This window comes from Rhodoferax sp. (genome assembly GCF_044236835.1).
In the GTDB taxonomy this organism is placed as follows: Bacteria; Pseudomonadota; Gammaproteobacteria; order Burkholderiales; family Burkholderiaceae_C; genus Allorhodoferax.
On record NZ_JBIIGC010000010.1, the window covers coordinates 60,903 to 83,558 of the forward strand.

Consider the following 22,656-nt stretch of genomic DNA (forward strand, 5'->3'; position numbering starts at 1 on the left):
AGTTATAAACCTAGCTTCTTGTCTGGATTAACCTGTTATGCGCCACACCATCTTGAACCTCGAAGAATCCAAAATCCGCGAAGTCGCCAACGCGGGCATCGGGCGCAGTGACGTGCTGGCCTTCTGGTTTGGCGAGAGCGACGAGGTCACGCCCGACTTCATCCGCCAAGCCGCCATCGATTCGCTGAACCGGGGCGAAACCTTTTACGCCCATAACCTGGGCCTGCCCGAGTTACGCCAAGCGATTGCGCTGGAGATGTCGCGCAAACACCCGGCCCACGGGGGCGGGCACGCTGCACAGCCGATTGGCATGGACCGCATCGCGGTCACCGCGGGCGGCGTCAACGCGCTGATGCTGGCGGTGCAGGCGCTGGTGGATGCTGGCGACGAGGTGGTGGCCGTCACCCCGGTGTGGCCCAACCTCACCGCGCAGGCCCAGATCATGGGCGGCACGCTGCGCACCGTGGCACTGGTGCCCAAGGACGGCGCCTGGACACTGGACCTGCAAGCGCTGCTCGACGCCATCACCCCACGCACCAAGCTGCTCATCGTCAACGCGCCCAACAACCCCACCGGCTGGACGCTCACATCCGAAGAACAGGCCGCCATCCTGGCGCACTGCCGCTCCACCGGCACCTGGATACTGGCCGACGAGGTGTACGAGAACCTGTACTTCGAGGCCAGCCCCACCGGATGCGCACCCAGCTTATTGGACAGGGCCAGCCCTGAGGACCGCTTGGTGGTGGTGCACAGCTTTTCCAAAAGCTACCTGATGACGGGCTGGCGTCTGGGCTGGGTGGTGATGCCACCGTCCATGACGGCGGCCATGGGCAAACTCATTGAGTTCAACACCTCGTGCGCCAGCGTGTTTGTGCAACGCGCTGGCCTGGTGGCACTGGAGCGCGCATCCGAAGTGACACCGCGCGTGGTAGCGCACCTCAAGGCCTGCCGCGATGCTTTGTTGCCCGCGCTGCGCGACGTGCCGGGCATATCAGTGGCCACGCCGCGCGGCGGCATGTACGCGTTCTTTCAGTTACCCGCTGTCGACGGTGCGCCGCAAGATGCACTGGTGGTGGCCAAGCAGCTGGTGGTGGAAGCCGGGCTGGGCCTGGCACCGGGCAATGCCTTCGCGCCCGAGGCCCAGGGCTGGCTGCGCTGGTGCTTTGCATCGAAAGACATGGCCCGCCTGCACCAAGGGGTGGCGCGGCTGCGTACCTGGATGGAGCGCAACGGAGGGCGCTGAGGAATGAAAGGGGCTTAGCCGTTGCAACGACTGGCGCTTCGGTAACGCAGATTCCATGTCGGTGCGGACCACACCAGAGTCCACTTTAGATACCGGATATAGGACTGCAGGCGCATCCGCAACAGCCAAACTATCGGTCAGTCCCTTGCGGTTGCGGGGAGTGCATATGCGCCCAGTTAGGTCCACCACACTCCCATAACACATCGGGGGCCTTTCACTTACTTGCTGCTGGAGTTACTGGCTTGCTGGGAAAAGCCTGAGCAGACTTCGTTTCGTCGCCTTTTGCTCCTGCTTTCACGTCGCTTATATTGCCCTCTGACAGCACGTAAACGCTTGAAAATGCTCCCATAGCAAAGGTCACGATAGACAGAAAAACTAGCAAAACAGTTGCCCAAGCGCAAACCATGTGTCGCGGGCCTTTGTATGCGTGATTGAGCCTTTCGTTGAAAAGCGCGAGCTGAGTTGCATACGAACCCACAAAAGCAAGAACGCAAAGTGTCAGTCCGGCGATGAAAAAACCGAGCGGCCACCAAAAATGAGTTGAAAGCTCGGGGCCCAGAGATGATTGGCCCAAGAAGGCTACTACCGCTACCACTGCGCCACCGTTGACTAGAAGCAGACTCTTAAGTCCCTCCATTGATACGGAGATGAGGGACCTATAAGTTTCAAGCGCATGCTCTTCCTTGAACGACATATTCATTGGACCCAACAAATGAGAGGTACTTCCTCACCCCAAGCAAACCCCATTCCGCTGGAGTTGCGGTTAATGGCAGCGAAGTGCCACGAAGAACAGGCACGAATTTTCATCAATTCATTTGATTCTCTGGAAGGTTAAGTCATGGCAATCGTACCGGTTGGAATCGACCTAGGAAAGAACTTCTTTGCGATGCACAGCGTGGATGAGTTGGTTCAGACAAATACCTTGACGCGCGCCGTGACGGAGTTTACATTGAGGCCAACCGCACTCCGCTCGGTCACTTGGCGCTACACGATACAACTACGTGGTGTACGATATTTCAAAGTATAGTAACTGTGACAGGTAATAGATTTTTCTGTTTTGCATTCAATTATGAAACTCCACTTTTTCAATCTAGCTGCATTTTCTCTAACGGTAGTTATGATATCTGCATGCTCCACTCCTCAACCCCAAACGCTTGACTTAGCCTCGCCGAAGGTCACGTCCCCAGTGGTCTCGCTGCCGGTCAATGCTTGTTACATGGTGCCGGGAGGTGGCAGCAAAGATGAGGAGGTTTGCGTTGTGGCTGGGGACTATAAACTTGAGAAACAAAATGCATTAGGACAGTTCTATGTTGGCGCTGTTTACTTCAAGGTTAGAAATGACTTTTTGTTATGCCGCGGAGGGGTTTGGATGCCCTCGAATGCTGCTGTCTTGCCTCGTGCATATGGCTATCCTAACGGGAAATGTCTAGCGGGCCCTACACTCGCAGATGTACAGCGTCAACTTAATCAGATCGCTCTCCAGAACTCTAAAGAAGAGCCCTCAAGTAAAGGAGATAAATCTTTTGATATGGCAGTTCAATATACGTTTTTTCATGGGCTTTCCGCCGGTGTTGTCGCAGCAGTAGTGGGCCAAATATTTGGTGGCGAGCCTGGAGCGCCTATTGTTTATGCCGAGCCAAAGAGCGGAGAGTTCCCCGCGACGATTCGAAAGTACTTCAGGTTCGAAAACTAACCGAACAAAAGTCAGCTTTGATTGACCGCAGGACCAAATCGCTTATTCAATAGGCGGAAAAACCGGCATGCAAACACGGGGGCAAGTATGAGAAATACGAAGGCGGCGGCAGAGAACATCAACATGCCTAAACCGAAGTTGGTTTCGCCTGCCTCATAGGTGTTCCCGTAATCAAGGCAGAAGGCGATAAGGAAACTGATCGCTATGGCAACGACAGCCGCCCCCGCCGCGCCAAGCATGGCGGCAAGAATACCAATCGATATCATTGAGATAGGCCGAAAGATTGGTGCATCCATCATGAGTTTTAAAGTCGACGCTCAACAATACAAGCAAGCATTCTACTGGGGCAATCAATTAAAGCAGAATGCAAAGTTTTCAAGTTCGTCCTGTACAACATCTCTATTGGCCTAGCTGCTTTAGCCTTAATATTCTCTGTTGAATATGGCCAATTCTGCAGTCTGACATGATCCCAGCACTTGAATTTCCTGTCCCGAGCAAGCTATCTTCTAAGTCGCAATCTGCGTCAGCAAGCTGGCGCCACGCAGACTGTGACTTTATCAGCGATGCGCGTGCTTGATCGAAGTTCTCGCCGTTCTCTGATTTCCCTTCGACATATAACTTGAGCAGTCTTTGATAACGCAGGTTCATCTCGGTTTCAAGACGTTTTTGCTTCTGCTCGCCACATGCGACATAGCCCATTAACCCCTGCGGCGACCGGCAATCATAGATTTTTCTGTCAAAGCAGGTGAAATTTGTCGGCAACTTTGTTGAAGACGAGCAAGAATCTCCGTCTTCAATGGCATATGCTGTTGGCACCGCCATAAATAAAATCGCAAGAATTTTCCACATCTCTTTGAACCTTAACTTTTGAATTCAGTGGCTGCCGCAGGCTGCCCACTGGAATGATTTGTTATGAGGACTAGAGTACAACATCTCGCTTATGCGCTTTACCCCAGACGAGTAAATCATAGCTACGCAGTTCTGGAGAATAGTAAGGATCATTCTTGATGATTTCTTCCGCTCGTTCGAAAGACTCAACCTCCATCACCCAGAGCCCTCCAACAAACACTCCACCGGGTTCTGGTCGTAAGCCTCCAGCAATTCGAATCTCACCTTGGTGCTTTTCAAGGTAATCCAAATGATCTTGCTCGTACTTGGCACGACGTGCCATCATTCCGGGCTTGTCTTTGAAGTAAGCAACAAGTCTCATATGTGCAATTCATCCTGATAACGATAGAAATCAGCGGACTGCAAAAGGCGCATCCGCTGCATTGATTGGTTAGCGCCCACCGGCCCACACTTCCGACCTGGGGTTTCCCTCCGTCTCAGCATAAAACTTCGTTGCCGACATGTCGATGATCAGAAGACCACCACCTAGGCCAGTCTGTTTGTATGCCTCTCGCCAAGTCGTTTCTTGAAGCCCTCGCCTCAATCCCAGCACAAGGCAATGCGCCATTTCGTCAAATTGCACTGATTGATTCTTGTATTGCTGCGGGAACAATTCTTCAATTCGATGGCATACCCGCTCATGTAGCTTTTCAGGCTTCTTCATGGCTTCGTGTACGAAGCGTTCACGGAACTCCAAATTTACGAAGGCGGCTGCAAAGGCTTGGATCGTTTCGGCTGGCGTCATGGGTGCTAACGAGGCTGTAAAAAAACCCCACAGCTCCAAGCCCGTACAACGCCCATCGCATCGCACGGCTTCTGAAAAGGGTTGGTGTTGCTCATGCCCACAGTTTGCCGCAAATTGCAGCGATTGAGCGCATGCTGGCACCTCATATACCGCTACTGCGCATACCCCGTCTGTGCCAACTTCTCAATGTTGTGCACCATGCAGTACAGGTTCCACTGCGTGTTGACCTTCTCGCGCCCTCGGTGGTTGAAGCGGGTCAAGCGCTTGTTGTGCCGGATGTTGGCAAACACCGGCTCCACGGTGCCAATGCGCTGGCTGCAAAGCTTCCTGCCTCTGGGGGAGTCGATGGCTCAGCTAGAGATCAAGCCTTGGCTATAGGCCAGCAGCACGATCTTCAGCATCACGCGCGGGTCATAGGCACTGGCGCCGACTTCGTCGTTCTTGAACCGGGCAATCCAGGGGTGCAAGGTCGAGTTCGTGATCGACCAGGTAGTTCAGTGCAAAGGCAAAGCTGCCGGGGATGATTTGTTCTGACAACACGACCGGTAGCAGCAGGCTGTTGTGGTCTTGGGGCTTGTAGCGGGCCATGGTGATCTCCTTGCCAAAGGGGATCGCAAAGGGCGTGCCAGAAAAGGTTTTTTTTACAGCCTCAACGTGAAGATGACGCGACCACCAACATGAGCGGCGGAGCCGCAGCATGCTGTTGTGGGTCCGCGTCGATTGTCATGTTAAACCTCTATCCGTGGCCAGTTGTCGCTGGCCAGGCTTCTTGAGTTTGCGCACCGAGTTGTCTGACTTGATGATTGCCGCGCACTCCTCAGGCGTCGGAGTTGTGCGATCCGTTTCGATCGTGTGCCATCCACCGCAATTGGGATCCGGACAACCACATACGGTGAACCTTACCGGATGATCAGTGCCATTGCGCTTTTGAATTGCATTCGTGCGCTCTTCGCTTTTGATCACATCCACGATGGCGGATCGGCTGAGAAAGGGTCCTGACATGATCGTTTGCTTAGTGCGGTTTAACGTTGGCGTTGTCCGACAGGCAGCACACGCCGCGTAGCGGCCTTTTGCTGCTGCATGTCCGCGACGAACAACTTGTTATGCATGGTATTCCAACAATTTGGCTTTCGACACATGTCGACAGTTCTCGACTTCCAGATGTTTAATGGAACTCTTTGCGCGAGCATCCGCGATGCTGAGCAAATTTGGACAGTTATACAGATCAAGATGCTCTAGCATTTCCAATTTTCCAATTCCATCGAGACATTTGAGCTTCCCTGAAGTCAATGCAAGACGACGCAGGGACTGCAGGAGTTCTAATGAATTAAGGTCCTGGCAGGGATAGTTCTGAATATTCAGATACTCGACCATATCCCTTCCAAATACGAAGGAAAGGTTCTTACACCACGTCAGAAGCGCGATCCGCAATGGTGGGCGCCAATCACTTAGACCCCTTACAGACTTCACTTTCAATCCTAGGACTTCGAGGTTTTCAAGGTATTGAATTGGGGATACGTCCTGAACGTCAGTCGAGTAGATCTCCAAGCTCGTCAGAAACGGGAGTTCTCTTACAAACTCAATGAAATCACCACGAAAGCCCGCTCCATGGCTCAGCCTCAGCGCCGAAATATTCTCGGAATGCATCACGGCGGCAAGGTCATTTGTCCAGGGCGAGCGAGGTATTAGGACTCTGCCGCAGCCATGCTCGCTGTCGCGAATCCAGGGTGCTGTATCAGTGGGCATAACGCCGCCGCTCAGCCGGCACCGCAGGCGATCGGAAGGAGCGGCATGTTAAAGCTCACTCCCACCCTGCGGAGTAAAAACAAAAAGGCGAGAGCTGTCCGCAGTCAACCGCGCGCCGTTTACAACAAGCCATTTACCTTCCTGACCGAGTGCATAGAACTCCCCTTGACCACTCCCATACAGCGCTTCGCACATAAGCGCTTTGCCGAATTCATACAACGCCTCGCGGCTGGAGCATTCAAGGTAGACATCTTGATTCCCGCCATCGACTCGAACTCGAACGTTGTGGGCCTCTGAATCAGCCACCTCGCTAGATACTTCGGTGTCCGGCAGGAGATTGACGCTTGTTTTCATCGTGCGCTTTAACGTTGGCGCCGCCCGGAACGCAACCTGTGCCGCGAAGCGGCGGCCTTTGGTTGCGTGTCCGCGCCGAGCGAAGTGTTAAACACCATAACTTTCGTTGCGGCACTTTACCAACTTTGACTGTGCCTTAACGAAGGATTTGGCGTTTTCATCAGGGATCCAGACTCCGCGAAGATCGCTCGACCACTCCTTTTGTGAAGAGTGGCGCACTATTGCAATGGTGTCATACCGAAGGACACCGCTAACTTTGCATTCACCATAGTTAAGGGTGTAGCCAGAAGGCACCATAGGCTGCTTCATTTCAGCCAAAATCGTGCCACTCGATGAAACAAGCCGCCAAAAAGATTGCTTTTCACCGCTTGTTTCAGGCCATACCTCAACGGCTGCGCTCTTTGTTTCGCCGGGCGATATAAGCCACGATGCAAATGGTTTAGCCTGCGCAAAGCAGGTCCCGGCCATCAGTGCAAATATGAGTGTGTTTGTGAGGCGGCGCATGATGTTTAACGAATGAAAGGGACTTCCCCGTCCCAAGCGAGCCGCGACCCGTAGGGGTTGCGGTTGTCGACAACACAGTGCCACGATGGAGATGCGAATCTTTTCATCAACTCAACTGTTGAGTGGAAGGGTAAGTCATGGCAATCGTAACGGTTGGAATCGACCTTGCAAAGAACGTCTTTGCGGTGCACGGCGTGGATGAATTGGGCAAACCCGCGCTGGTGCGACCTGAAGTACCACGCGCCAAGATGCTCGAACTTATCGGCAACTTGCTGCCCTGTCTCTGGACTTCAACTTCAAGAAGATCCACAGGGCTGCGCAAGCAGCTTTGAGTCTCGACTAACGAGTGGAGTCCCCGGCGCACGTCTTTCATCAGGGTCCGCAAGATTGAACTTGCACCAATGACCGTTTGTAGCCTCGCGGTCCACATGCCTTGCACACCACAGGCAACGACTCAGAGCACGGGTGATATTGGGTGAAAGTGAATCTGGGTTTCGTGGTCAATCGCTGTGCGGTTCAACCACGATGGGTTTGTGTTTGACAAAGATGGGGAAGCCCTTGTAGTAGAAGTGAAGGGCGGCCGGAGCGAACAGAACCACAAGCGCAGCTTGTGTCCATCCCTCTCGACTGGCGGGTTAGGGCGCAACTGCATCGCTGATGCGCAATGGAAAATTATGGGGTTGCAAAGCACACATACAGATTCTGGGCACGTGCCGGGCCTGGAAGATGACCTGTCATTATGTTTCCCGGTAGGGTAGAAATGTGGTTAAGCAAAGTACTGATCTGTTGTTGATTTGAAATAATTCCAATGTTGCGGATCGCCTTTATTGCGTAGCAGTCTGCATTGACCTCCGAGTTTTGCATTGGATGAAGGGCATGGTGCGCGCACTCGTGGGCGTACCAAAACTGACGCACATAATCTGGCAAAGGGCCGACTACATTTGGATTCATCACAATAATCGGCTGGCCATTTTGCATAGTGTGGGCGACTCCAACATTATTTAGCGTCGGATCTGAAATGTAGGGCACGGGGATCCCTGAGAATGATGTACACGGTAACGGCTGAGCGAAGGTTGAAGTTGTAACAAAAAGCAATAAAGCAGCAAGCACTACATTTTTCATCTTCACCCCTTAATTATTTGCTAGTTTTTGATAATTGCGTTCTAACGATAAAGCTCAGCGGACGCCGCAAGCGGCCCGATACAGCGGCCTGTTAAGCATTGCGCTATTTGAGAACACGATAGCCAAATAGGCAAAATGCCGCTCCATTTGCAGACGACAGGAAACCACCTACAAATCTTCCTGCAAGTTCTCCGAACACTTCCCGAAAGAGCAAGGCCAAGCCGCGTCCCATAGGAGTTGCGATTTTCGGCAACGCAGTGCCACGATGAACAGGCAAATCTTTTCATCAACTCCCTTTTTGTTCTGGAACGGGAAATCAAGGCAATCGTAACGGCTGAAATCAACCTTGCAAAGAAAGTCTTCCAGGTGCACCGCGTGGATGCGTCGCGGCAAAACAGGACGCCTTATGTTCGGTAGCGCACTGACCCGAAGGGCTGCGCCATTTACCTTGGCGTATGCCGCAACCACGTCCAACACCACCTGGGCCCAGACCCTGCACCCTGCATGAGGCGCTGCGATGGATTTGCTGATGCGCGTGGGCTTCGAGATGCGCTATCTGTGCCAGCAGCCCAACCCCATGGTTTTGTGCTTGAACGTGCACCACTCACGCTTTGCTTCCCTGCGCGAGCCCGACCGCATCGTGAGCTACCCTGAGGTGGCCCAACATGGCTACCACGACCTGTTTGGCAACTGGTGCACCCGGCTGGTCGCCCCGGCGGGGCTGTTCACGCTGACCACCGATGCCTGGGTGCGTGACAGCGGCGCGCCAGATGCGTACGAACCCTGGGCACAGCAAGTCCCGGTAGAGCACTTGCCCGACGACGCGCTGCTGTACCTGCTGGGCAGCCGCTACTGCGAGACCGATTTGCTCTATGAAACCGCATGGCAGCACTTTGGCAACGGCCCCACGGGTTGGGGCCGGGTGCAGGCGATTTGCGACTTTGTGCACCGGCACATCACCTTTGGGTACGCGCACGCGCGGCGCACCCGCACCGCGTGGGAGGCCTACCGCGAGCAGCGTGGTGTGTGCCGGGATTACGCGCACTTGGCCATTGCCTTGTGTCGGTGCCTCAACATCCCCGCGCGCTACTGCACCGGTTACCTGGGTGACATCCGGATCGCGGCTGCGCCCGGGCCGATGGACTTTGCCGGCTGGTTTGAGGCCTACCTGGGTGAACGCTGGTACACCTTCGATGCGCGCAACAACAGCCCCCGCATGGGCCGCGTGCTGATGGCGCGGGGACGCGACGCCTGCGATGTGGCACTGGCTAACACCTTTGGCCCCAACACACTGGAGCACTTTCGGGTGTGGGCCGACGAAGTGGTACCCAGCACCACCTAGAGCCGGCACGCGCCGGGCCCAATCCGCGCATGCGCAACCATTGCGGTGCACGGTCTCTTCCCACAGCTCGGCCCGCAACAAGCAAGACCACCAGCGTGGCGCAGGCATCAACCTGTGCCACGCTGGCAGCGCGCTTTCGCTGGGGCTTAGGTGGACTGCTTGGGCTTGGCTGCGTCGGTAGGAGCTACCGCTTTTTCCACCTGGGACACATGCTGGGCCGCTTGGGCGGTGTGCTCGCTGGCGGTCTTGGCGTGCTGGTCGGCAGCCTTGGTGTCGCCCGAGCCGTGCATCTTTGCTGCGGCCAGATGGCTGGTGGCAGCGGATTGCAGATGTTTGCCGGCTTCTTGGTGGTGCTGTGCCGGGGTTTGTGTGCCTACGGGGTCGGTCGATTTGCTGGTGGTCAAGGTCATGGTGTGCTTTCAAAGTGAGGGTTGCATATGCGTGGGTGTTTGCATACCCACCGGGCCATCGTGCGCCCCAACAGCCTGCGGGTCTGTGCGGCACAACACCCTGCGGTGGCATTCATTTGCGCCAGCCCAAGAAGACTCAACGCCCACGTGCGCCAGCGCACCGACACCACCACCCGTGCGCCCGACAGTGGCAGCTTGTTTGTCACCTTCGTTTGGAGAACCCCATGCTTGAAACCATTGCCGTCGTTCTGGTATTCCTTTGGCTACTGGGTCTGGTGTCGTCCTACACCATGGGGGGTTTTGTGCATTTGCTGCTGGTGCTGGCGGTCATCGTCATTGCGGTTCGGCTGATACAGGGACGCCGCGTTTAGCGCGTTCGCTAGCGCACAGACCCAGCGGCCAACCAACGCAACACTGCGCGCCTTCACCCCACCAGGAGTTGCCATGCCCGCTGAACCTTCCGCCCCCTCCCCTGCTGTTGCACTGAAGGTCCCGCAGGCCCCCAATACACCAGCGCGCCTGGGCTTGGGCTTGCTGGTGGCGCTGGTGGTGGGCTCGGTACTGGGCAGTGGCATCTTCGGCTTGCCACAAAACATGGCGCGTGGTGCCGGTGCCGGTGCGGTACTGATTGCGTGGTGCATCAGCGGTTTTGGCATGCTGATGCTCGCGCTCACCTACCAGATGCTGGCGCTGCGCCAGCCCCTGCTCAACAACGGTGTGTTCGCCTACGCCCGCGCGCTCTCAGGCGACTACGTGGGCTTCAACTCCGCCTGGGGTTATTGGGTCAGCGCCTGGATTGGCAATGTGGGCTATTTGGTTGCGGCCTTCAGTGCGCTGGGCTACTTTTTTCCTGCGTTTGGCGATGGCAATACGCCAGCGGCCACCGTGGGCGCGTCGGTGGTGCTGTGGCTGGTGCACTTCATGGTGCTGCGCGGCATCAAGGGCGCGGCGGTGCTCAACGGCATGGTGACTGTGGCCAAGGTGGTGCCGCTGCTGGTCTTTATTGCGGTGCTGGTGGTGGCCTTCCAAGCCAGCACCTTCAGCCTGGACTTTTGGGGCAATGCAGCCCTGCCACCGGTGCTGGAGCAGGTCAAAAGCACGATGCTGGTGACTGTGTGGGTGTTCATTGGCATCGAAGGCGCCAGCGTCTACTCCTCGCGCGCCAAACGCCGCGCCGATGTGGGCCGGGCCACGGTGATCGGCTACGGCATCTGCCTGGCGCTGCTGATGGCGGTCTCGCTGCTGTCCATGGGCGTGCTGTCGCAGCCGCAGCTTGCTGGTTTGAAAAATCCGTCGATGGCACCGGTGCTGGAGCAGGTGGTAGGCCACTGGGGCGCGGTGCTGGTGTATGTGGGCCTGATTCTGTCGGTGGGTGGGGGCTTGCTGGCCTGGACGCTGCTGGCGGCAGAGTCGCTGTTCTCGCCAGCCAACGAGGGTGTGATGCCGCGCTGGCTGACCCGCCAGAACCCGCACGGTGTGCCGGCCAACGCACTGTGGTTGACCAATGGCATGGTGCAGGTCTTTTTGCTCATCACGCTGTTCTCCAATGCGTCCTACCTGGCGCTGATTTCGCTGTCGACCGCCATGATTTTGCTGCCCTACCTGTGGAGCGCCGCGTTCGCGCTGCGCACCGCCTGGCGGGGTGAAGGCAGCTTACCGGCGGGCTCGTCCCAACACCGGGCCGCAGACCTGCCGGTGGCCGCGCTGGCGTGCGTGTACTGCGTGTGGTTGCTGTACGCCGCCGGACTCCAGTATGTGCTGCTCAGTGCGGTGCTGTACGCGCCCGGAGCGGCGCTGTATTACGGGGCGCGCCGGGGGCTGACAAAGCCTGCCTTTACCAGCGCTGAAAAGATTGCTCTGGCCGCATTGGTGTTATTGGCCGTGGTTGCTGTTGCCATGCTGGGCAACGGCAGCCTGGCACTTTAGGGTTGCACGCTATGGAACACGGAATTTTTTCTGAAGTCGGCCGCTTGCGCCGTGTGATGGTGTGCCGCCCCGGCCTGGCGCAGCGGCGCCTGACGCCGGCCAACTGCCACCGCCTGCTGTTTGACGATGTCATCTGGGTCAAGCAGGCCGCGCAAGAGCACCACGCCTTCACCTCTGCCATGACCGAGCGCGGCATCGAGGTACTGGAACTGCACGATCTGCTGGCCACCACCGTGGCCGACCCAGTGGCCCTGGCCTGGTTGCTGGAGCGCATGCTGGGCTCGGACTTTGTGGACCAGGAGGCTGCCACCGTGTTGCGCCCTTGGCTCACCGGCTTGCCGCCCATGGCCTTGGCCGAGGTGCTGGTGGGCGGAGTCTCCCGCGCCGATGTGGCGCAACACACCCAGGGCCTGCAAATCGCCGTCAGTGCCCCGTCCGACATGCTGCTGGAGCCCCTGCCGAATTCGCTGTTCACGCGGGACAGCTCCTGCTGGATTGGCAAGGGCGTGGTGCTGTGCCCCATGTACTGGCCAGCGCGGCAGCAAGAGACGCTGCTGGTGGCAGCGATTTACCGGTTCCACCCGCTGTTTTCCGGAGCGCTGGTCGAGCCCCTGACGCACTGGTGGGGCGAGCCCGACCGCAGCCACGGCTGGGCCAGCCTGGAGGGCGGCGATGTCTTGCCCATTGGCAACGGGGTGGTGCTCATCGGCATGGGCGAGCGCACCGCGCCGCAGGCGGTGGCCCAGCTGGCGCGCACACTGTTCGCGCAGGGCGGGGCCACGCAGGTGCTGGCCGCGCAACTGCCCAAGTCCCGCGGTGCGATGCACCTGGACACGGTGCTGACCTTCTGCGATGCCGACCTGGTGACCTACTTCCCACCGGTGGTGGACGCTATCCGGGTGCACAGCATCCGGCCGGGCAAGGTGGCGGGAGCGCTGGACGTTCGCACCGCCACCAAGCCGTTTCTGGAGGTGGTGGCTGCGTCGTTGGGTCTCAAAACCCTGCGCTCCGTGGCCACGGGCGGCGACGCCTTTGAGCTCGAACGCGAGCAGTGGGACGATGGCAACAACCTGCTGTGCATCGCGCCCGGCGTGGTCATGGCCTACGACCGCAATGTGTACACCAACACCTTGCTGCGCAAGGCCGGGGTGGAAGTCATCACCCTGCCCAGCAGCGAGCTGGGACGCGGGCGCGGTGGCAGCCATTGCATGAGCTGCCCCATCGACCGGGAGCCGCTGTGAGCCCCAACCTGCACCACCGCAGCCTGTTGGACCTGCAAGACCTCAGCTCCGCCGAGATCCGCTACCTGATCGACCTGGCGGTGGAGCTCAAAGCGGCCAAGGCGCAGGGCACCGAGCGCAAGCAACTCCTAGGCCGCAACATTGCGCTGATTTTTGAGAAAGCATCCACCCGCACCCGATGCGCTTTTGAGGTGGCGGTGCACGACCAAGGTGGCCATGTGACCTACATCGACCCGGTGAGTTCCCAAATGGGCCACAAGGAGTCGCTCAAAGACACCGCCCGGGTGCTGGGACGCATGTTCGATGGCATCGAGTACCGGGGCTTTCACCAAAGCGTGGTGCAAGAGCTGGCCGCCCATGCAAAGGTTCCGGTGTGGAACGGCCTGACCGACGAGGCCCATCCCACGCAGGTGCTGGCCGACCTGATGACCATGGAAGAGTTCGCTGACCGCCCGCTGCATGCGCTGTCGTTTTGCTACCTGGGCGATGCGCGCTTCAACATGGGCTGCTCACTGCTGGTGGGTGGGGTGCAAATGGGCATGGATGTGCGCATCGCCTGCCCGCCAAATCTGCAGCCACCGGCGTCCTTGGTGGCAGACATGGTGGTGCTGGCCCGCAGCACCGGTGCGCAGGTGCGCTTTTTCACCGACCCGGTGGCCGCAGTGCAGGGTGCCGACTTTGTGTACACCGATGTGTGGGTTTCCATGGGCGAGCCCAGCGGTGTGTGGGCCGAGCGCATCGCCGCGCTTTCGCCCTACGCCGTCACCGAGGCGCTGATGCGCGCCACCGGGCGGCGCAGTTTTTTTATGCACTGTCTGCCGGCGTTTCACACCGCAGACACCGAAGTGGGCAAGGACATCCTGGCGCGCTTCGGCCTGGACCACATGGAAGTGAGCGACGCGGTGTTCGAGTCGCAGGATTCCATTGTTTTCACCCAGGCGGAGAACCGACTGCACACCATCAAGGCGCTGCTGGTCGCCGCCCTGGGCTAGCGTGGTGCAGCGCATGCGGGTGGTAGTCGCTTTGGGTGGCAACGCGCTGCTGCAACGCCACCAGCCGCCCACGGCAGAACACCAACTCACCAACGTACGCACCGCAGCCGCGCAACTGGCCCGTTTGGCGGTGGACCACACGCTGGTGCTGGTCCACGGTAACGGCCCCCAGGTGGGCCTGCTTGCGCTGCAGGGCGCGGCCTACAGCGACCTGCACCCTGAGGTGCCCTGCTATCCCATGGATGTGCTGGGCGCGCAAACCCAAGGCATGGTGGGCTACCTGCTGGAACAGGCCTTGGGCAACCTGCTGGGTGCTGGGCGCCAAGTGGTCACCCTGGTGACGCGGGTGGAGGTCGATGCAGCGGACCCTGCCTTTGCGCACCCCACCAAACCCATCGGCCCGGTCTATGACGCCGCCACCGCCGCTGCGCTGGTCGCCCAGCACGGCTGGACCATGGCCGCCGATGGTGTGGGCCTGCGCCGGGTGGTGCCCTCGCCCCAGCCCCAGCGCATTCTGGGCCTGGCCGCCATCGACACCCTGCTGGCGCAAGGCTCCTTGGTCATCGCTGCCGGTGGTGGCGGTGTGCCAGTGGTGCGCAGCACGCAAGGCGATGTGGCGCAGCTGGCGGGTGTGGAAGCGGTGATTGACAAGGACATGAGTGCGGCCTTGCTGGCGCGCCTGCTGCACGCCGATGTGCTTCTGATTGCCACCGACGTGGACGCGGTTTACCTGCACTGGGGTGAGCCCGACCAGACCGCGTTGGGCCGGGTCACGCCGCTTCAGCTGGCACAGCACCAATTCGCTGCAGGCTCCATGGCGCCCAAGGTGCTGGCCGCATGCGACTTTGTGCAGCGCACCGGCAAGCCCTGCCATATTGGATCTTTGCAGCACATTGAAGCGATGCTGCAAGGTGACAGCGGCACCACCGTCAGCCCCAGCGCTTGACGCCGGGCTGCGGCCACACGCGCCGCACTGAGACCCAGGCACGCTCAGTCGCGCTCACCCCGGTTGCCTTCACTGCGGCCTTCACCCTCTCTGTCGCCTCCACGGTGGCATTTGACGCAGTTGTCCAGATTGCCGCTGACCTCGCCCTCGTGGTCTTTGCGCACTTTGGCGGGGGTATGTTCGTGGCAGCCAAAGCAGGTGTAGCTGCGATAGACGTTGTTGATGTGACACGTAGCGCAAGCGGCACGGTGCTCACCCTCCAGGGGGAAATACTTGGCATGGTCAAACGTCGTGGGCTGCCAGGCTGTGGTGGTGTGGCACTGCGCGCACTGCGGGCCAAAGTGCTGATGCGCGGGCAGCGTAGGGGCCGCATGGCACGACGCGCAGGCCTCGCGCGTTGGCGCTCGCAACAGCGCGTGTGAAAACGGTTTGGTGCTGCGCGGGGCAAGGCGGGGGTTGGCATGCTCGCTGTGGCAAGCGGTGCAGTCGCTCTGGATCAGCTGCTGGTGAAAGGCGACCTTGGTTGCGCTTGCATTCGCGGCAGGTACCGGTTGGATAGCCACGCCAGCGCTGGTGCGCACACCAATGTCGGCCACCGCATGGCACGCCACGCAACGGGCCGCGTTGGCTCCTTGCAAGGGCGCATGGCAGGCAAAGCAATCGGTGCTGAGCTGGGCATGGCCTGCGCTGAGTGGGCCTGGCCCGACCATCAGGTGCGGGTAAGCCAACACCAGCCCACCGATCACCAGCAAGTTGGCAACAATGACAAGCCAAAGCCAACGGCCCTTCATCGCCAACTCCAAAACAGCATGACGGCAAGGATGTGTCCCACGGCCAACACCGCAAACGCCAGCGTGATGGGAAAGTGCACCGAACGCCACTGCGTGACCGCATCGAACGTGAGGCTGTCCCAGTAGGTGCGCTCGGCGAGTTGTTCGGGTGTCAGGCCTTGTGCACGCAGCTGCGCGCGGGCGGCCTCCAAACGGCGTCTGGCGCGCTCCAGCAGAAACTTGCCGGTCAGGCCACTGGCCACGTTGACCAGCATGGCCCACACCGCCAGCCAGCCCAGAATCGCATTGAAGTGGATGCCCGCATGCACCAGCACCAAAAGCGAGCCGGCCCAGGCCAGGTACTCATGCCAGCGCAGCAGCGTCGCAGGCTTGCCCCAGGCAATGCGCTTGCGCTTGCGCGCCGAGTACACCAAAGACAGCACGATCAACACCACCCCTGGAATGCCCAGCCAGCGCCCCACCCACACCGCACCGAGCAGGTGCAGCGCCGCATCGCACAGCAGCGCGGCCACTGCGAGCGCCAGCAACGAGAGGTAGAACGGCAACACTTCGCGGCTGAACAGGTGGGCTTTCAAGGTGGCCATGGTGGGTGACTCAAGCGTCCAGCAACAGCGCCGAGGCGGGTGTGCCGATACAAGGCAGGCAGCAGCCCGCGGGAATGGTGTGCTGGGGCGGATCGGGGTAGCGCACACCGCCCGACATCAGCCGCGTCTGGCAGGCGCCACAGCTGCCGACGCGGCAGCCCGACTCCAGGGGCACGCCGTTGCGCTCGGCAAAATCGAGCAAGTTGGCGTCCCGCCCGTCCCACACGAGGGTACGGCCTGTACGGGCCAGACGCACCTCCCAGGCCACCGGCGGTGGTGCGGATCGCGTGGATGGATCGGCGGGTACCGAAGCTGGTCCGAAGGCCTCCAGATGAATGTCGCGCGGATCGCTCACCCATGCGCGAAGTGCCGGCACCAGACTGGCCAGCATAGGCGGGGGGGCCACACAGATACCACTGGTGCCGCCCCAGCGGCAACGTACTGCGCAGCAAGTCCACATCGATGAAGCCGATGTGGTGGTAGTCACGGCCTTGCACATCGTGCGAACCAGCGGCGCTGTACACCACCTGCAGCGTCAATGCGGGGTGGGACGCCGCCAGCGTTTCCAGGGTGGTTTTGAATGCATGGTCGGCGCTGCTGCGAACGCCGTAGTACAGGTACAGCGCCCTGCCAGCTTGCTCGATCAGGCACCACTGCAGCATGCTCATCAGCGGTGTGATGCCAATGCCGCCAGCAACAAAAACCGCAGGCACGCTGGCATCTGCCTCGAGCACGAACTGGCCCGCTGGTGCGCGCGCCTTGAGCACGCTGCCTACATGCACCATGTCGAGCAAGTAGCCCGACGCCAGGCCCGCAGGCAGGGCGAGGGCTCCAAGCGGTGCCAAAGCGCGCTTGACCGTGATTCGCCAGCCCGATGGGTGCGGTCGCTCAGAAAGCGAGTAGCAGCGTGTGATGGGCACCGCGCCGCTGGGGCTCTGCGCCGACACCGGTGCCACGTCCAGCTGCAGCACCACATACTGACCCGGCTGAAAATCTGCGAGCGTCTGGCCGTCGACCGGCGCAAGGTGGAAGGAGCACTGGCTGTGCTCGGCATCTTCGTAGGTGCGCGCGGTGACTCGAAAGTCGCGCCAGCCCGACCAGGCGGCCACCGGCAGTGCCGATGGGTCGGCCGCACTGGGCGCTGCGCGCAGGGCGAGGCCGTCCTTGCGCTTGCGCAAGATCCAAAGCGCCGCACCTGAGGCCACCTGCACCAGCAAGGCCGACACGATGGTGAGCAGCAGCGCGAGTGCGCTCATTGCGGACTCCGCCAGCGCATCAGCATCCGGGGCTGCTCTTTGACGCGATGGACAAGTGCCACACCGCAATGAACATGGCCGCAATGGTGGGTCCAATCACAAAGCCGTTGGCACCAAACACGGCCATGCCGCCCAGCGTTGCAACCATCACCACATAGTCGGGAATGCGGGCCTGGCGCCCGACCAGAATCGGACGCAGCAGGTTGTCCACCAAGCCGATGACCAGCACCCCCCACACCACAATGACCAGCCCCTGCCAGGCTCTGCCGGTGGCCAGGAAATACAGCGCCACCGGAAACCACACCAAGGCCGCGCCCACCACCGGGAGCAGGGACGCCAGCGCCATCACTACTGCCCATAACAGCGCACCGCGTACCTCAAACAGCCAAAAGGCCAAGCCACCCAGCGCGCCCTGGACGGCGGCAACCAGCAAACTGCCTTTCACGGTGGCACCCACCACCGCCATGAACTTGGAGAGCAGCTCTTTCTGGTAGCGCGGTGCCAGTGGAAGTGCGCGCTCCAGCAGCGGCACCAGATCGCTGCCATCGCGCACCAGAAAAAATGCCAGGTAGAGCGTGACGCCCAGGCTGGCAAACAAGGTGAAGGTGTCCATCCCGAATCCCAAGGCCTGCGTGGCCGTCCAGCGGGCGGCGCGCACCAAGCCTGCTGTGAGCTGCTGCTGCACGGCATCGAAGTCGGCCAGCCCGACATGCTGCAAGAGCGCCGTGCTCCAGGTGGGCAAGGCCTCAAACGCGGTGCGCAGCGAGCGCACCGGGTTCCACGTGCCAGTCTCGATCAGGGCATACAACACTGCAGCCTCGCGCGCCAGCGACGCAGCAATGGCGACCAGCGGCAAGACCACCAGCACCAACACCAACACGATGACCAGTGCGGCTGCGGCATTGCGCTGCAGGCCCAAGCGCGTTTGCAACTTGCGGTAGACCGGCGCAAACAACATGGCGATGATGACCGCCCACAAAATCGCGCCGTAAAACGGCAACAGCACCCAGCACAGCGCCAGCGTGACCGCAGCCAGCAGCAGCGCGGGCACGGTGTTGGGTTGCCGCGGCAATCGAACCGCCGTTGTTACTTCTTCGCTGGGTCGGACCACTTGGCCTGGGACTTGAAGTAGCGGTATGAATTGCCAAACACGTCGCGCAGCCGGTCCATTTCGGCAACCATCGTGTCCCAGGTTTCCACCCCCGCAGCCTTGAGTTCTTCAAACTTGGTGCTGGCCAGCGTGAACTCGTGGCGCAGCTTCTCGGCGTTCTCTTGGTAGAGGTGGCGCGCGTCCTCCTTGTACTCATGTGCCCGCGCTTCCAGCACGTCCAGGTTGGCGCGCATGGTGTCGAGTTCTTGCTTCATCTTTTCGGTGTAGTCGTCGCGGTGTGACATAGAAGTTTCCTTGTGGAGTGGTGCGTTGTGCCAGACCAGCATAGGGGCCACCCACGCACGCATCTGTGCGCTTGCCAACACACGCGATGGCCTGCCTGCGGTGTGCGATTGCGCACAGACCCCGGCCTGGCAAGCGCCCAAAAATGGCCCGTCATCTAAGCACTCACAACTATCCGAAAGGCCTCCATGAAAACCACTCCCTCCCTGCGTCTTGTCTGCTTGGCCACGCTGTCCGTTTGCGCCGGCGCATCGGCCCAAGCGCAGCCCGACCCGAGCTATTACTACTTTGGCCTGGGCGCGGGGCAATCCCAATCCCAATTGGACGAGAACGCCACCACCCGCAGCGCCACCGGCACGAGCAGCAGCATCAGTCTCACCAGCCAAGACCAACGGGGCGCCCCTTACAAGGTGTTTGGTGGCTACCAGTTCAGCCGCATGTTTGCGCTGGAGGCTGGTTACTTCAACCTTGGCAAATTTGGCTACTCCGCGACCGCCCCCGGCGGTGCGTTGAGCGGGCAGTACGAGGTCGAAGGTGTCAACGTCGACCTGATAGGCACCGCGCCCCTGAGTGACAAGTGGTCGCTGATTGGCCGCGTCGGTGCGCAATACGCCAGCACCGATAACAACTTCGCTGGCAGCGGCACCCTGTCGCCCCTGGTGACCAGCTCCAACCGACGCGACACCAACTGGAAGCTGGGCATCGGGCTGCAGTACGACATCAGCCCGGGCATGCAGATCCGCGGCGAAGCCGAGCGCTACCGGATCAATGACGGGCTGGACAACCACGGCGACGTCAACACGTTCTCCATGTCCCTGGTCTTCCCGTTGGGTCGCTCTTCGCGCGTGCGCAGCACACCTGCAGCCTACCTGGCACCCGCGCCCGTGGCCGCTGCCGTGCCGATGGCGCCTGTTGCCCCGGTAGCAAGTGCGGTGGTGCCCCCACCTGTGGCGGTGATCCAACCCTTGTCGGCTCCGATTGCACCGGCCAAACGCCGGGTGCAGCTGTCGGCGGATTCGCACTTTGGCTTTGGCAAGCCCGACCTCAGTGCGGCTGGCAAAGGCGAGCTTGATGCGTTCGCTAAAGAAGCCAGCACCGTCACCTTCAGCACCGTCACCGTGGAAGGCAACACCGACCGCCTGGGCACACAAGCCTTCAACCAAAAGCTGTCCGAAGAACGCGCCACCGCCGTCAAGGTCTACCTGGAAGGCGCGCCCGAGATGGCCGGCATGGCCATCAACGTCAGCGGCAAGGGCGAAAGCAATCCGGTGACCCTGGCCGGTGACTGTGTGGGCACCAAAGCCACCAAGGCCTTGGTGGCCTGCCTGGCGCCCGACCGCCGCGTAGACGTTGAAGTGGTGGGTGTGCAATGAAACGACACCACCGCATCCTGCTTGAATGGGCCGCAGTGACCTGTGGTCTGGGCAAAACCAGCTGCCATGCCATCGCGGGGGAGTTCAAGCAAAACTGCCGCACTAAGGCCGACGCCAAAGTGCAACGCACCGCCACCTACGGCAAGTAATCAACTTTTTAAGGACACCAACATGACCCACCTTACTCGCTCCCTCCTGCTGCCGCTGGCAGCCACCTCCGCCTTGCTGCTGGGCGCTTGCGCCAACATGTCGGAGCGTGAGAAGAGCACCGCCATCGGCGCGGGCATTGGCGCCGTCACCGGCTCGGTGCTCAGCGGCGGCAGCCCTATCGGTACCGTAGGCGGTGCGGTGGTAGGCGGTGTGATCGGCAACGAAATCAAGAAGTAGGAGGGAACCAGCCATGCCCACATTGCAGACCACATTGGCCGATCCCCTGGCCCACAACACCACGCCCCGCCCCCACGAGGTTGCCGACCAGGCCGAGGCACTTTTACAGCGTGGCATCGACGCGGTACTGGATGGCACCCACAGCCTGCAACAACGTACGCAGTACGCGCAGACCGTAAGCCTGGACTACATCCGCCGCGAACCTGTGAAGTCGGTGCTGCTGGCGCTGGCACTGGGCGCAGGCGCGATGGCCTTGGTGGCGCTGTTGTCGCGCCGCCGCTAACCCCACTCCACCGCACCAGGAGTTGCACCATGCAAAGCGCACTGCTTGGGCTTGTTGCCCAACACCCCGAACTGCTGGCCACCCACGTTCAAAGCTACTTTGCGCTGGCCAAGGAAGCCTTGGGGCAACAAGCACGCCTCTACCAGCGCAAGCTGGTGTGGTTGGTGCTGGCCGGGGCCTGCTTTGTAGTGGCTGCGGTACACGCAGGCATGCTGGTGATGCTGTACTTTGTGCTGGAGCCAGCGCTGCAAAGCTCGCTGTGGCTGGCCAGCGCTGTGCCCCTTGCCTCGGTGCTGCTGGGCGCGGTGTGCCTGGGGCTGTGCATGCGCCGCGCAAGCAGCGACCCGTTTGACGCGTGGAACGAACAAGTCGCCACCGACTTGGCCTTGCTGCGCCCAGCGGTGGCCTTGGTATGACGCCGGCTGAACAGGTCGCCGCCTCGCGGATTGCGATGTACGCGGCCCTGCGCGCGCAGGCACACGATGGCATCCACGCGCCGCTGCAGGTGGCGGACACGGTGCTGACCTTGGTCAAGCACATGGGCGATGCCGAGCTCGCCCCCACCGCCCGGCGCCACCCCATTGCGCTGGTCGTAGGCTGCGCGGTGCTGGGCGCAATCCTGGTCCAAACCCGCCCCTGGCGGCTGCTGACGCGGCCGTGGGTGGTGCAAAGCTTGCTGGCAGCCTATGCGGTGCTGACCCAACCTAAATCGCCCTAGCGGCGCCAAACGCGTCCGCATACACGTCTTGTGACTTTTGGTAGCAGCTGCAGGCAGCCTGCTCCAGCCCCACGCGGTCCAGAATTTCGATGGCACCGCGGTGGTAGCGGATCAAGCAGTCAACCTGCAAGTGGCTTGCAGCCTGGGTGATGCTCACACGGCGCACGCCCAGCATGTAGGCCAAGAACTCATGCGTCATCGAGAAGTGGTTGCTGTGCGCACGGTCCTGGCTCATCAGCAGCCAGCGCGCCAGGCGCTGCTGCACCGAGTGAAACCGGTTGCAGGCGCACAGCGTGGCAGTTTGCGCCAGCAGTACATGGGCGTAGCGGTCCATGCGCTGGCGCAAGGTGGGGCACTGCGCCAGCAACTGAGCAAACACCAGCGCCGAGTAACCGAGGGCGTCGCCCTCACCCTGAACCACGATGTGCCAAGGCACGGACTTGCCGCCCAGCGCGAATGCAACGCCGACCATGCCCTCGTTGCCCACCATGCCCACTTCCAGGCCAGGCGCGTCGTCGAGCTTGACCACCAGCGACACAAAGCCGCTCAAGGGAAACAGCACGCTGCTGAGCTGGCTGGCAGGACCGCTGGCCACCGCATGCAGGGTCAGCGCTTGTGCAGTTGCACTTTGCGCTAGCAGCAAGCGCTCGCGCGCGGGCAGGGATTTGACGAGGGAGTTGAAGTGGTGTGCCAAAGCGTGGGGCCCGGTGGACTGGGAA

General features: G+C 60.4%; 32 protein-coding genes and 2 pseudogenes. 15 read left to right on the forward strand and 19 right to left on the reverse strand.

Annotation, left to right across the window (positions count from 1 at the left end; translation table 11 throughout):
* Positions 1-37: 37 nt before the first annotated feature.
* A complete protein-coding gene (locus tag ACILRC_RS08675; RefSeq protein WP_395668963.1) occupies positions 38-1,243 on the forward strand; it encodes a pyridoxal phosphate-dependent aminotransferase in 1,206 nt (401 codons plus the stop codon).
* Between the two features lie 214 nt (positions 1,244-1,457).
* Here the strand turns inward: ACILRC_RS08675 and ACILRC_RS08680 are convergent, their stop codons facing one another.
* Positions 1,458-1,943 (reverse strand): hypothetical protein, encoded by a 486-nt coding sequence (locus tag ACILRC_RS08680; protein ID WP_395668964.1) that lies wholly within the window; start codon positions 1,941-1,943, stop codon positions 1,458-1,460.
* A gap of 369 nt (positions 1,944-2,312) precedes the next feature.
* Between ACILRC_RS08680 and ACILRC_RS08685 the strand changes: the two genes are divergently transcribed.
* Positions 2,313-2,936 (forward strand): hypothetical protein, encoded by a 624-nt coding sequence (locus ACILRC_RS08685; protein ID WP_395668965.1) that lies wholly within the window; start codon positions 2,313-2,315, stop codon positions 2,934-2,936.
* Between the two features lie 11 nt (positions 2,937-2,947).
* Here ACILRC_RS08685 and ACILRC_RS08690 read toward each other — a convergent pair whose 3' ends face one another.
* The 9 genes from ACILRC_RS08690 to ACILRC_RS08730 all read right to left on the reverse strand — a co-directional run bounded on the left by ACILRC_RS08690 (position 2,948) and on the right by ACILRC_RS08730 (position 7,173).
* A complete protein-coding gene (locus ACILRC_RS08690) occupies positions 2,948-3,232 on the reverse strand; it encodes a hypothetical protein (RefSeq protein ID WP_395668966.1) in 285 nt (94 codons plus the stop codon).
* A 103-nt stretch (positions 3,233-3,335) separates the two neighbouring features.
* The gene (locus tag ACILRC_RS08695) at positions 3,336-3,785 is read right to left on the reverse strand and encodes a lysozyme inhibitor LprI family protein (RefSeq protein ID WP_395668967.1); all 450 of its coding nucleotides are present in this window, start codon (positions 3,783-3,785) and stop codon (positions 3,336-3,338) included.
* A 70-nt stretch (positions 3,786-3,855) separates the two neighbouring features.
* Positions 3,856-4,146, reverse strand: a complete 291-nt coding sequence (locus ACILRC_RS08700) for a YciI family protein (protein ID WP_395668968.1) — start codon at positions 4,144-4,146, stop codon at positions 3,856-3,858.
* Positions 4,147-4,215: 69 nt separating this feature from the next.
* Positions 4,216-4,569: a hypothetical protein gene (locus tag ACILRC_RS08705; protein ID WP_395668969.1), complete on the reverse strand. Its 354-nt coding sequence runs from the start codon at positions 4,567-4,569 to the stop codon at positions 4,216-4,218.
* A 152-nt stretch (positions 4,570-4,721) separates the two neighbouring features.
* The gene (locus tag ACILRC_RS08710; RefSeq protein WP_395669031.1) at positions 4,722-4,916 is read right to left on the reverse strand and encodes a transposase; all 195 of its coding nucleotides are present in this window, start codon (positions 4,914-4,916) and stop codon (positions 4,722-4,724) included.
* Positions 4,917-4,980: 64 nt separating this feature from the next.
* Positions 4,981-5,157, reverse strand: a complete 177-nt coding sequence (locus tag ACILRC_RS08715; protein ID WP_395668970.1) for a hypothetical protein — start codon at positions 5,155-5,157, stop codon at positions 4,981-4,983.
* Positions 5,158-5,670: 513 nt separating this feature from the next.
* Positions 5,671-6,315 (reverse strand): hypothetical protein, encoded by a 645-nt coding sequence (locus tag ACILRC_RS08720; RefSeq protein ID WP_395668971.1) that lies wholly within the window; start codon positions 6,313-6,315, stop codon positions 5,671-5,673.
* A gap of 48 nt (positions 6,316-6,363) precedes the next feature.
* The gene (locus ACILRC_RS08725) at positions 6,364-6,669 is read right to left on the reverse strand and encodes a hypothetical protein (protein WP_395668972.1); all 306 of its coding nucleotides are present in this window, start codon (positions 6,667-6,669) and stop codon (positions 6,364-6,366) included.
* An 87-nt stretch (positions 6,670-6,756) separates the two neighbouring features.
* Positions 6,757-7,173 (reverse strand): hypothetical protein, encoded by a 417-nt coding sequence (locus ACILRC_RS08730; protein ID WP_395668973.1) that lies wholly within the window; start codon positions 7,171-7,173, stop codon positions 6,757-6,759.
* Between the two features lie 137 nt (positions 7,174-7,310).
* Here ACILRC_RS08730 and ACILRC_RS08735 point away from each other — a divergent pair.
* Positions 7,311-7,457: pseudogene (locus tag ACILRC_RS08735) on the forward strand (IS110 family transposase); the annotation flags it as partial.
* Between the two features lie 388 nt (positions 7,458-7,845).
* On the opposite strand, the gene ACILRC_RS08740 reads toward ACILRC_RS08735, so the two are convergent.
* On the reverse strand, positions 7,846-8,295 hold the full coding sequence (locus ACILRC_RS08740; RefSeq protein WP_395668974.1) for a hypothetical protein: 450 nt from the start codon (positions 8,293-8,295) through the stop codon (positions 7,846-7,848).
* Between the two features lie 517 nt (positions 8,296-8,812).
* Between ACILRC_RS08740 and ACILRC_RS08745 the strand changes: the two genes are divergently transcribed.
* The gene (locus ACILRC_RS08745; RefSeq protein ID WP_395668975.1) at positions 8,813-9,637 is read left to right on the forward strand and encodes a transglutaminase family protein; all 825 of its coding nucleotides are present in this window, start codon (positions 8,813-8,815) and stop codon (positions 9,635-9,637) included.
* Positions 9,638-9,783: 146 nt separating this feature from the next.
* Here the strand turns inward: ACILRC_RS08745 and ACILRC_RS08750 are convergent, their stop codons facing one another.
* On the reverse strand, positions 9,784-10,047 hold the full coding sequence (locus ACILRC_RS08750) for a hypothetical protein (protein ID WP_395668976.1): 264 nt from the start codon (positions 10,045-10,047) through the stop codon (positions 9,784-9,786).
* A 224-nt stretch (positions 10,048-10,271) separates the two neighbouring features.
* Between ACILRC_RS08750 and ACILRC_RS08755 the strand changes: the two genes are divergently transcribed.
* From ACILRC_RS08755 to arcC, 5 genes are all read left to right on the forward strand, one after another.
* Positions 10,272-10,418, forward strand: a complete 147-nt coding sequence (locus ACILRC_RS08755) for a lmo0937 family membrane protein (protein ID WP_395668977.1) — start codon at positions 10,272-10,274, stop codon at positions 10,416-10,418.
* Positions 10,419-10,491: 73 nt separating this feature from the next.
* Positions 10,492-11,973: an arginine-ornithine antiporter gene (gene arcD / locus ACILRC_RS08760; RefSeq protein ID WP_395668978.1), complete on the forward strand. Its 1,482-nt coding sequence runs from the start codon at positions 10,492-10,494 to the stop codon at positions 11,971-11,973.
* An 11-nt stretch (positions 11,974-11,984) separates the two neighbouring features.
* Entirely contained in the window at positions 11,985-13,214 is a 1,230-nt protein-coding gene (locus ACILRC_RS08765; RefSeq protein ID WP_395668979.1) for an arginine deiminase, read from the forward strand.
* Positions 13,211-14,206 carry an ornithine carbamoyltransferase gene (argF, locus tag ACILRC_RS08770; RefSeq protein ID WP_395668980.1) on the forward strand — a complete coding sequence of 332 codons (996 nt, stop codon included), beginning with the start codon at positions 13,211-13,213 and terminating at the stop codon, positions 14,204-14,206. Before ACILRC_RS08765 ends, argF begins: the two co-directional genes overlap by 4 nt.
* 13 nt (positions 14,207-14,219) lie before the next feature.
* Positions 14,220-15,152, forward strand: coding sequence for a carbamate kinase (gene arcC, locus ACILRC_RS08775; RefSeq protein ID WP_395668981.1), 933 nt, complete (start codon positions 14,220-14,222; stop codon positions 15,150-15,152).
* Positions 15,153-15,196: 44 nt separating this feature from the next.
* On the opposite strand, the gene ACILRC_RS08780 is transcribed toward arcC, so the two are convergent.
* The 6 genes and pseudogenes from ACILRC_RS08780 to ACILRC_RS08805 all read right to left on the reverse strand — a co-directional run bounded on the left by ACILRC_RS08780 (position 15,197) and on the right by ACILRC_RS08805 (position 19,178).
* Positions 15,197-15,943 (reverse strand): class III cytochrome C family protein, encoded by a 747-nt coding sequence (locus tag ACILRC_RS08780; protein WP_395668982.1) that lies wholly within the window; start codon positions 15,941-15,943, stop codon positions 15,197-15,199.
* Positions 15,940-16,527 (reverse strand): hypothetical protein, encoded by a 588-nt coding sequence (locus ACILRC_RS08785; protein WP_395668983.1) that lies wholly within the window; start codon positions 16,525-16,527, stop codon positions 15,940-15,942. The genes ACILRC_RS08780 and ACILRC_RS08785 overlap by 4 nt, the downstream gene beginning before the upstream one ends.
* 10 nt (positions 16,528-16,537) lie before the next feature.
* The gene (locus ACILRC_RS08790; protein ID WP_395669032.1) at positions 16,538-17,026 is read right to left on the reverse strand and encodes a flavin reductase family protein; all 489 of its coding nucleotides are present in this window, start codon (positions 17,024-17,026) and stop codon (positions 16,538-16,540) included.
* Positions 16,977-17,783 (reverse strand): annotated as a pseudogene (locus tag ACILRC_RS08795) (FAD/NAD(P)-binding oxidoreductase); the annotation flags it as partial. The pseudogene ACILRC_RS08795 and the gene ACILRC_RS08790, both read right to left, overlap by 50 nt.
* A gap of 19 nt (positions 17,784-17,802) precedes the next feature.
* A complete protein-coding gene (locus ACILRC_RS08800; RefSeq protein ID WP_395668984.1) occupies positions 17,803-18,834 on the reverse strand; it encodes an AI-2E family transporter in 1,032 nt (343 codons plus the stop codon).
* 35 nt (positions 18,835-18,869) lie between these two features.
* Positions 18,870-19,178 carry a hypothetical protein gene (locus ACILRC_RS08805; RefSeq protein ID WP_395668985.1) on the reverse strand — a complete coding sequence of 103 codons (309 nt, stop codon included), beginning with the start codon at positions 19,176-19,178 and terminating at the stop codon, positions 18,870-18,872.
* A 186-nt stretch (positions 19,179-19,364) separates the two neighbouring features.
* Here ACILRC_RS08805 and ACILRC_RS08810 point away from each other — a divergent pair, with 186 nt between their 5' ends.
* Genes ACILRC_RS08810 through ACILRC_RS08835 form a run of 6 tightly spaced genes read left to right on the forward strand, consistent with a single transcriptional unit; the run spans position 19,365 to position 21,937 of the window.
* On the forward strand, positions 19,365-20,549 hold the full coding sequence (locus ACILRC_RS08810; RefSeq protein WP_395668986.1) for an outer membrane beta-barrel protein: 1,185 nt from the start codon (positions 19,365-19,367) through the stop codon (positions 20,547-20,549).
* On the forward strand, positions 20,546-20,698 hold the full coding sequence (locus ACILRC_RS08815; RefSeq protein WP_395668987.1) for a hypothetical protein: 153 nt from the start codon (positions 20,546-20,548) through the stop codon (positions 20,696-20,698). Before ACILRC_RS08810 ends, ACILRC_RS08815 begins: the two co-directional genes overlap by 4 nt.
* A 22-nt stretch (positions 20,699-20,720) precedes the next feature.
* On the forward strand, positions 20,721-20,936 hold the full coding sequence (locus ACILRC_RS08820; RefSeq protein WP_395668988.1) for a glycine zipper 2TM domain-containing protein: 216 nt from the start codon (positions 20,721-20,723) through the stop codon (positions 20,934-20,936).
* Positions 20,937-20,949: 13 nt separating this feature from the next.
* Positions 20,950-21,219, forward strand: a complete 270-nt coding sequence (locus ACILRC_RS08825; RefSeq protein ID WP_395668989.1) for a hypothetical protein — start codon at positions 20,950-20,952, stop codon at positions 21,217-21,219.
* A gap of 29 nt (positions 21,220-21,248) precedes the next feature.
* On the forward strand, positions 21,249-21,635 hold the full coding sequence (locus ACILRC_RS08830) for a hypothetical protein (RefSeq protein WP_395668990.1): 387 nt from the start codon (positions 21,249-21,251) through the stop codon (positions 21,633-21,635).
* The gene (locus tag ACILRC_RS08835; RefSeq protein WP_395668991.1) at positions 21,632-21,937 is read left to right on the forward strand and encodes a hypothetical protein; all 306 of its coding nucleotides are present in this window, start codon (positions 21,632-21,634) and stop codon (positions 21,935-21,937) included. The genes ACILRC_RS08830 and ACILRC_RS08835 overlap by 4 nt, the downstream gene beginning before the upstream one ends.
* On the opposite strand, the gene ACILRC_RS08840 is transcribed toward ACILRC_RS08835, so the two are convergent.
* Positions 21,924-22,631 (reverse strand): Crp/Fnr family transcriptional regulator, encoded by a 708-nt coding sequence (locus ACILRC_RS08840; RefSeq protein ID WP_395668992.1) that lies wholly within the window; start codon positions 22,629-22,631, stop codon positions 21,924-21,926. The genes ACILRC_RS08835 and ACILRC_RS08840 overlap by 14 nt on opposite strands.
* Between the last annotated feature and the right edge of the window lie 25 nt (positions 22,632-22,656).

Excerpts from the sequence above, each read along its gene's own strand:
- ACILRC_RS08705 (WP_395668969.1), bottom strand. The coding sequence starts at position 4,569 with ATGACGCCAGCCGAAACGATCCAAGCCTTTGCAGCCGCCTTCGTAAAT.
- ACILRC_RS08730 (WP_395668973.1), bottom strand. The coding sequence starts at position 7,173 with ATGCGCCGCCTCACAAACACACTCATATTTGCACTGATGGCCGGGACC.
- ACILRC_RS08685 (WP_395668965.1), top strand. The coding sequence starts at position 2,313 with ATGAAACTCCACTTTTTCAATCTAGCTGCATTTTCTCTAACGGTAGTT.
- ACILRC_RS08790 (WP_395669032.1), bottom strand. The coding sequence starts at position 17,026 with ATGTGCAAGGCCGTGACTACCACCACATCGGCTTCATCGATGTGGACT.
- ACILRC_RS08690 (WP_395668966.1), bottom strand. The coding sequence starts at position 3,232 with ATGGATGCACCAATCTTTCGGCCTATCTCAATGATATCGATTGGTATT.
- ACILRC_RS08785 (WP_395668983.1), bottom strand. The coding sequence starts at position 16,527 with ATGGCCACCTTGAAAGCCCACCTGTTCAGCCGCGAAGTGTTGCCGTTC.
- ACILRC_RS08695 (WP_395668967.1), bottom strand. The coding sequence starts at position 3,785 with ATGTGGAAAATTCTTGCGATTTTATTTATGGCGGTGCCAACAGCATAT.
- ACILRC_RS08815 (WP_395668987.1), top strand. The coding sequence starts at position 20,546 with ATGAAACGACACCACCGCATCCTGCTTGAATGGGCCGCAGTGACCTGT.
- ACILRC_RS08810 (WP_395668986.1), top strand. The coding sequence starts at position 19,365 with ATGAAAACCACTCCCTCCCTGCGTCTTGTCTGCTTGGCCACGCTGTCC.
- ACILRC_RS08820 (WP_395668988.1), top strand. The coding sequence starts at position 20,721 with ATGACCCACCTTACTCGCTCCCTCCTGCTGCCGCTGGCAGCCACCTCC.
- arcD (WP_395668978.1), top strand. The coding sequence starts at position 10,492 with ATGCCCGCTGAACCTTCCGCCCCCTCCCCTGCTGTTGCACTGAAGGTC.
- ACILRC_RS08755 (WP_395668977.1), top strand. The coding sequence starts at position 10,272 with ATGCTTGAAACCATTGCCGTCGTTCTGGTATTCCTTTGGCTACTGGGT.
- ACILRC_RS08680 (WP_395668964.1), bottom strand. The coding sequence starts at position 1,943 with ATGAATATGTCGTTCAAGGAAGAGCATGCGCTTGAAACTTATAGGTCC.
- ACILRC_RS08715 (WP_395668970.1), bottom strand. The coding sequence starts at position 5,157 with ATGGCCCGCTACAAGCCCCAAGACCACAACAGCCTGCTGCTACCGGTC.
- ACILRC_RS08750 (WP_395668976.1), bottom strand. The coding sequence starts at position 10,047 with ATGACCTTGACCACCAGCAAATCGACCGACCCCGTAGGCACACAAACC.
- ACILRC_RS08825 (WP_395668989.1), top strand. The coding sequence starts at position 20,950 with ATGCCCACATTGCAGACCACATTGGCCGATCCCCTGGCCCACAACACC.
- ACILRC_RS08765 (WP_395668979.1), top strand. The coding sequence starts at position 11,985 with ATGGAACACGGAATTTTTTCTGAAGTCGGCCGCTTGCGCCGTGTGATG.
- ACILRC_RS08675 (WP_395668963.1), top strand. The coding sequence starts at position 38 with ATGCGCCACACCATCTTGAACCTCGAAGAATCCAAAATCCGCGAAGTC.
- arcC (WP_395668981.1), top strand. The coding sequence starts at position 14,220 with ATGCGGGTGGTAGTCGCTTTGGGTGGCAACGCGCTGCTGCAACGCCAC.
- ACILRC_RS08720 (WP_395668971.1), bottom strand. The coding sequence starts at position 6,315 with ATGCCCACTGATACAGCACCCTGGATTCGCGACAGCGAGCATGGCTGC.
- ACILRC_RS08745 (WP_395668975.1), top strand. The coding sequence starts at position 8,813 with ATGGATTTGCTGATGCGCGTGGGCTTCGAGATGCGCTATCTGTGCCAG.
- ACILRC_RS08805 (WP_395668985.1), bottom strand. The coding sequence starts at position 19,178 with ATGTCACACCGCGACGACTACACCGAAAAGATGAAGCAAGAACTCGAC.
- ACILRC_RS08740 (WP_395668974.1), bottom strand. The coding sequence starts at position 8,295 with ATGAAAAATGTAGTGCTTGCTGCTTTATTGCTTTTTGTTACAACTTCA.
- ACILRC_RS08725 (WP_395668972.1), bottom strand. The coding sequence starts at position 6,669 with ATGAAAACAAGCGTCAATCTCCTGCCGGACACCGAAGTATCTAGCGAG.
- ACILRC_RS08780 (WP_395668982.1), bottom strand. The coding sequence starts at position 15,943 with ATGAAGGGCCGTTGGCTTTGGCTTGTCATTGTTGCCAACTTGCTGGTG.
- ACILRC_RS08830 (WP_395668990.1), top strand. The coding sequence starts at position 21,249 with ATGCAAAGCGCACTGCTTGGGCTTGTTGCCCAACACCCCGAACTGCTG.
- ACILRC_RS08835 (WP_395668991.1), top strand. The coding sequence starts at position 21,632 with ATGACGCCGGCTGAACAGGTCGCCGCCTCGCGGATTGCGATGTACGCG.
- ACILRC_RS08700 (WP_395668968.1), bottom strand. The coding sequence starts at position 4,146 with ATGAGACTTGTTGCTTACTTCAAAGACAAGCCCGGAATGATGGCACGT.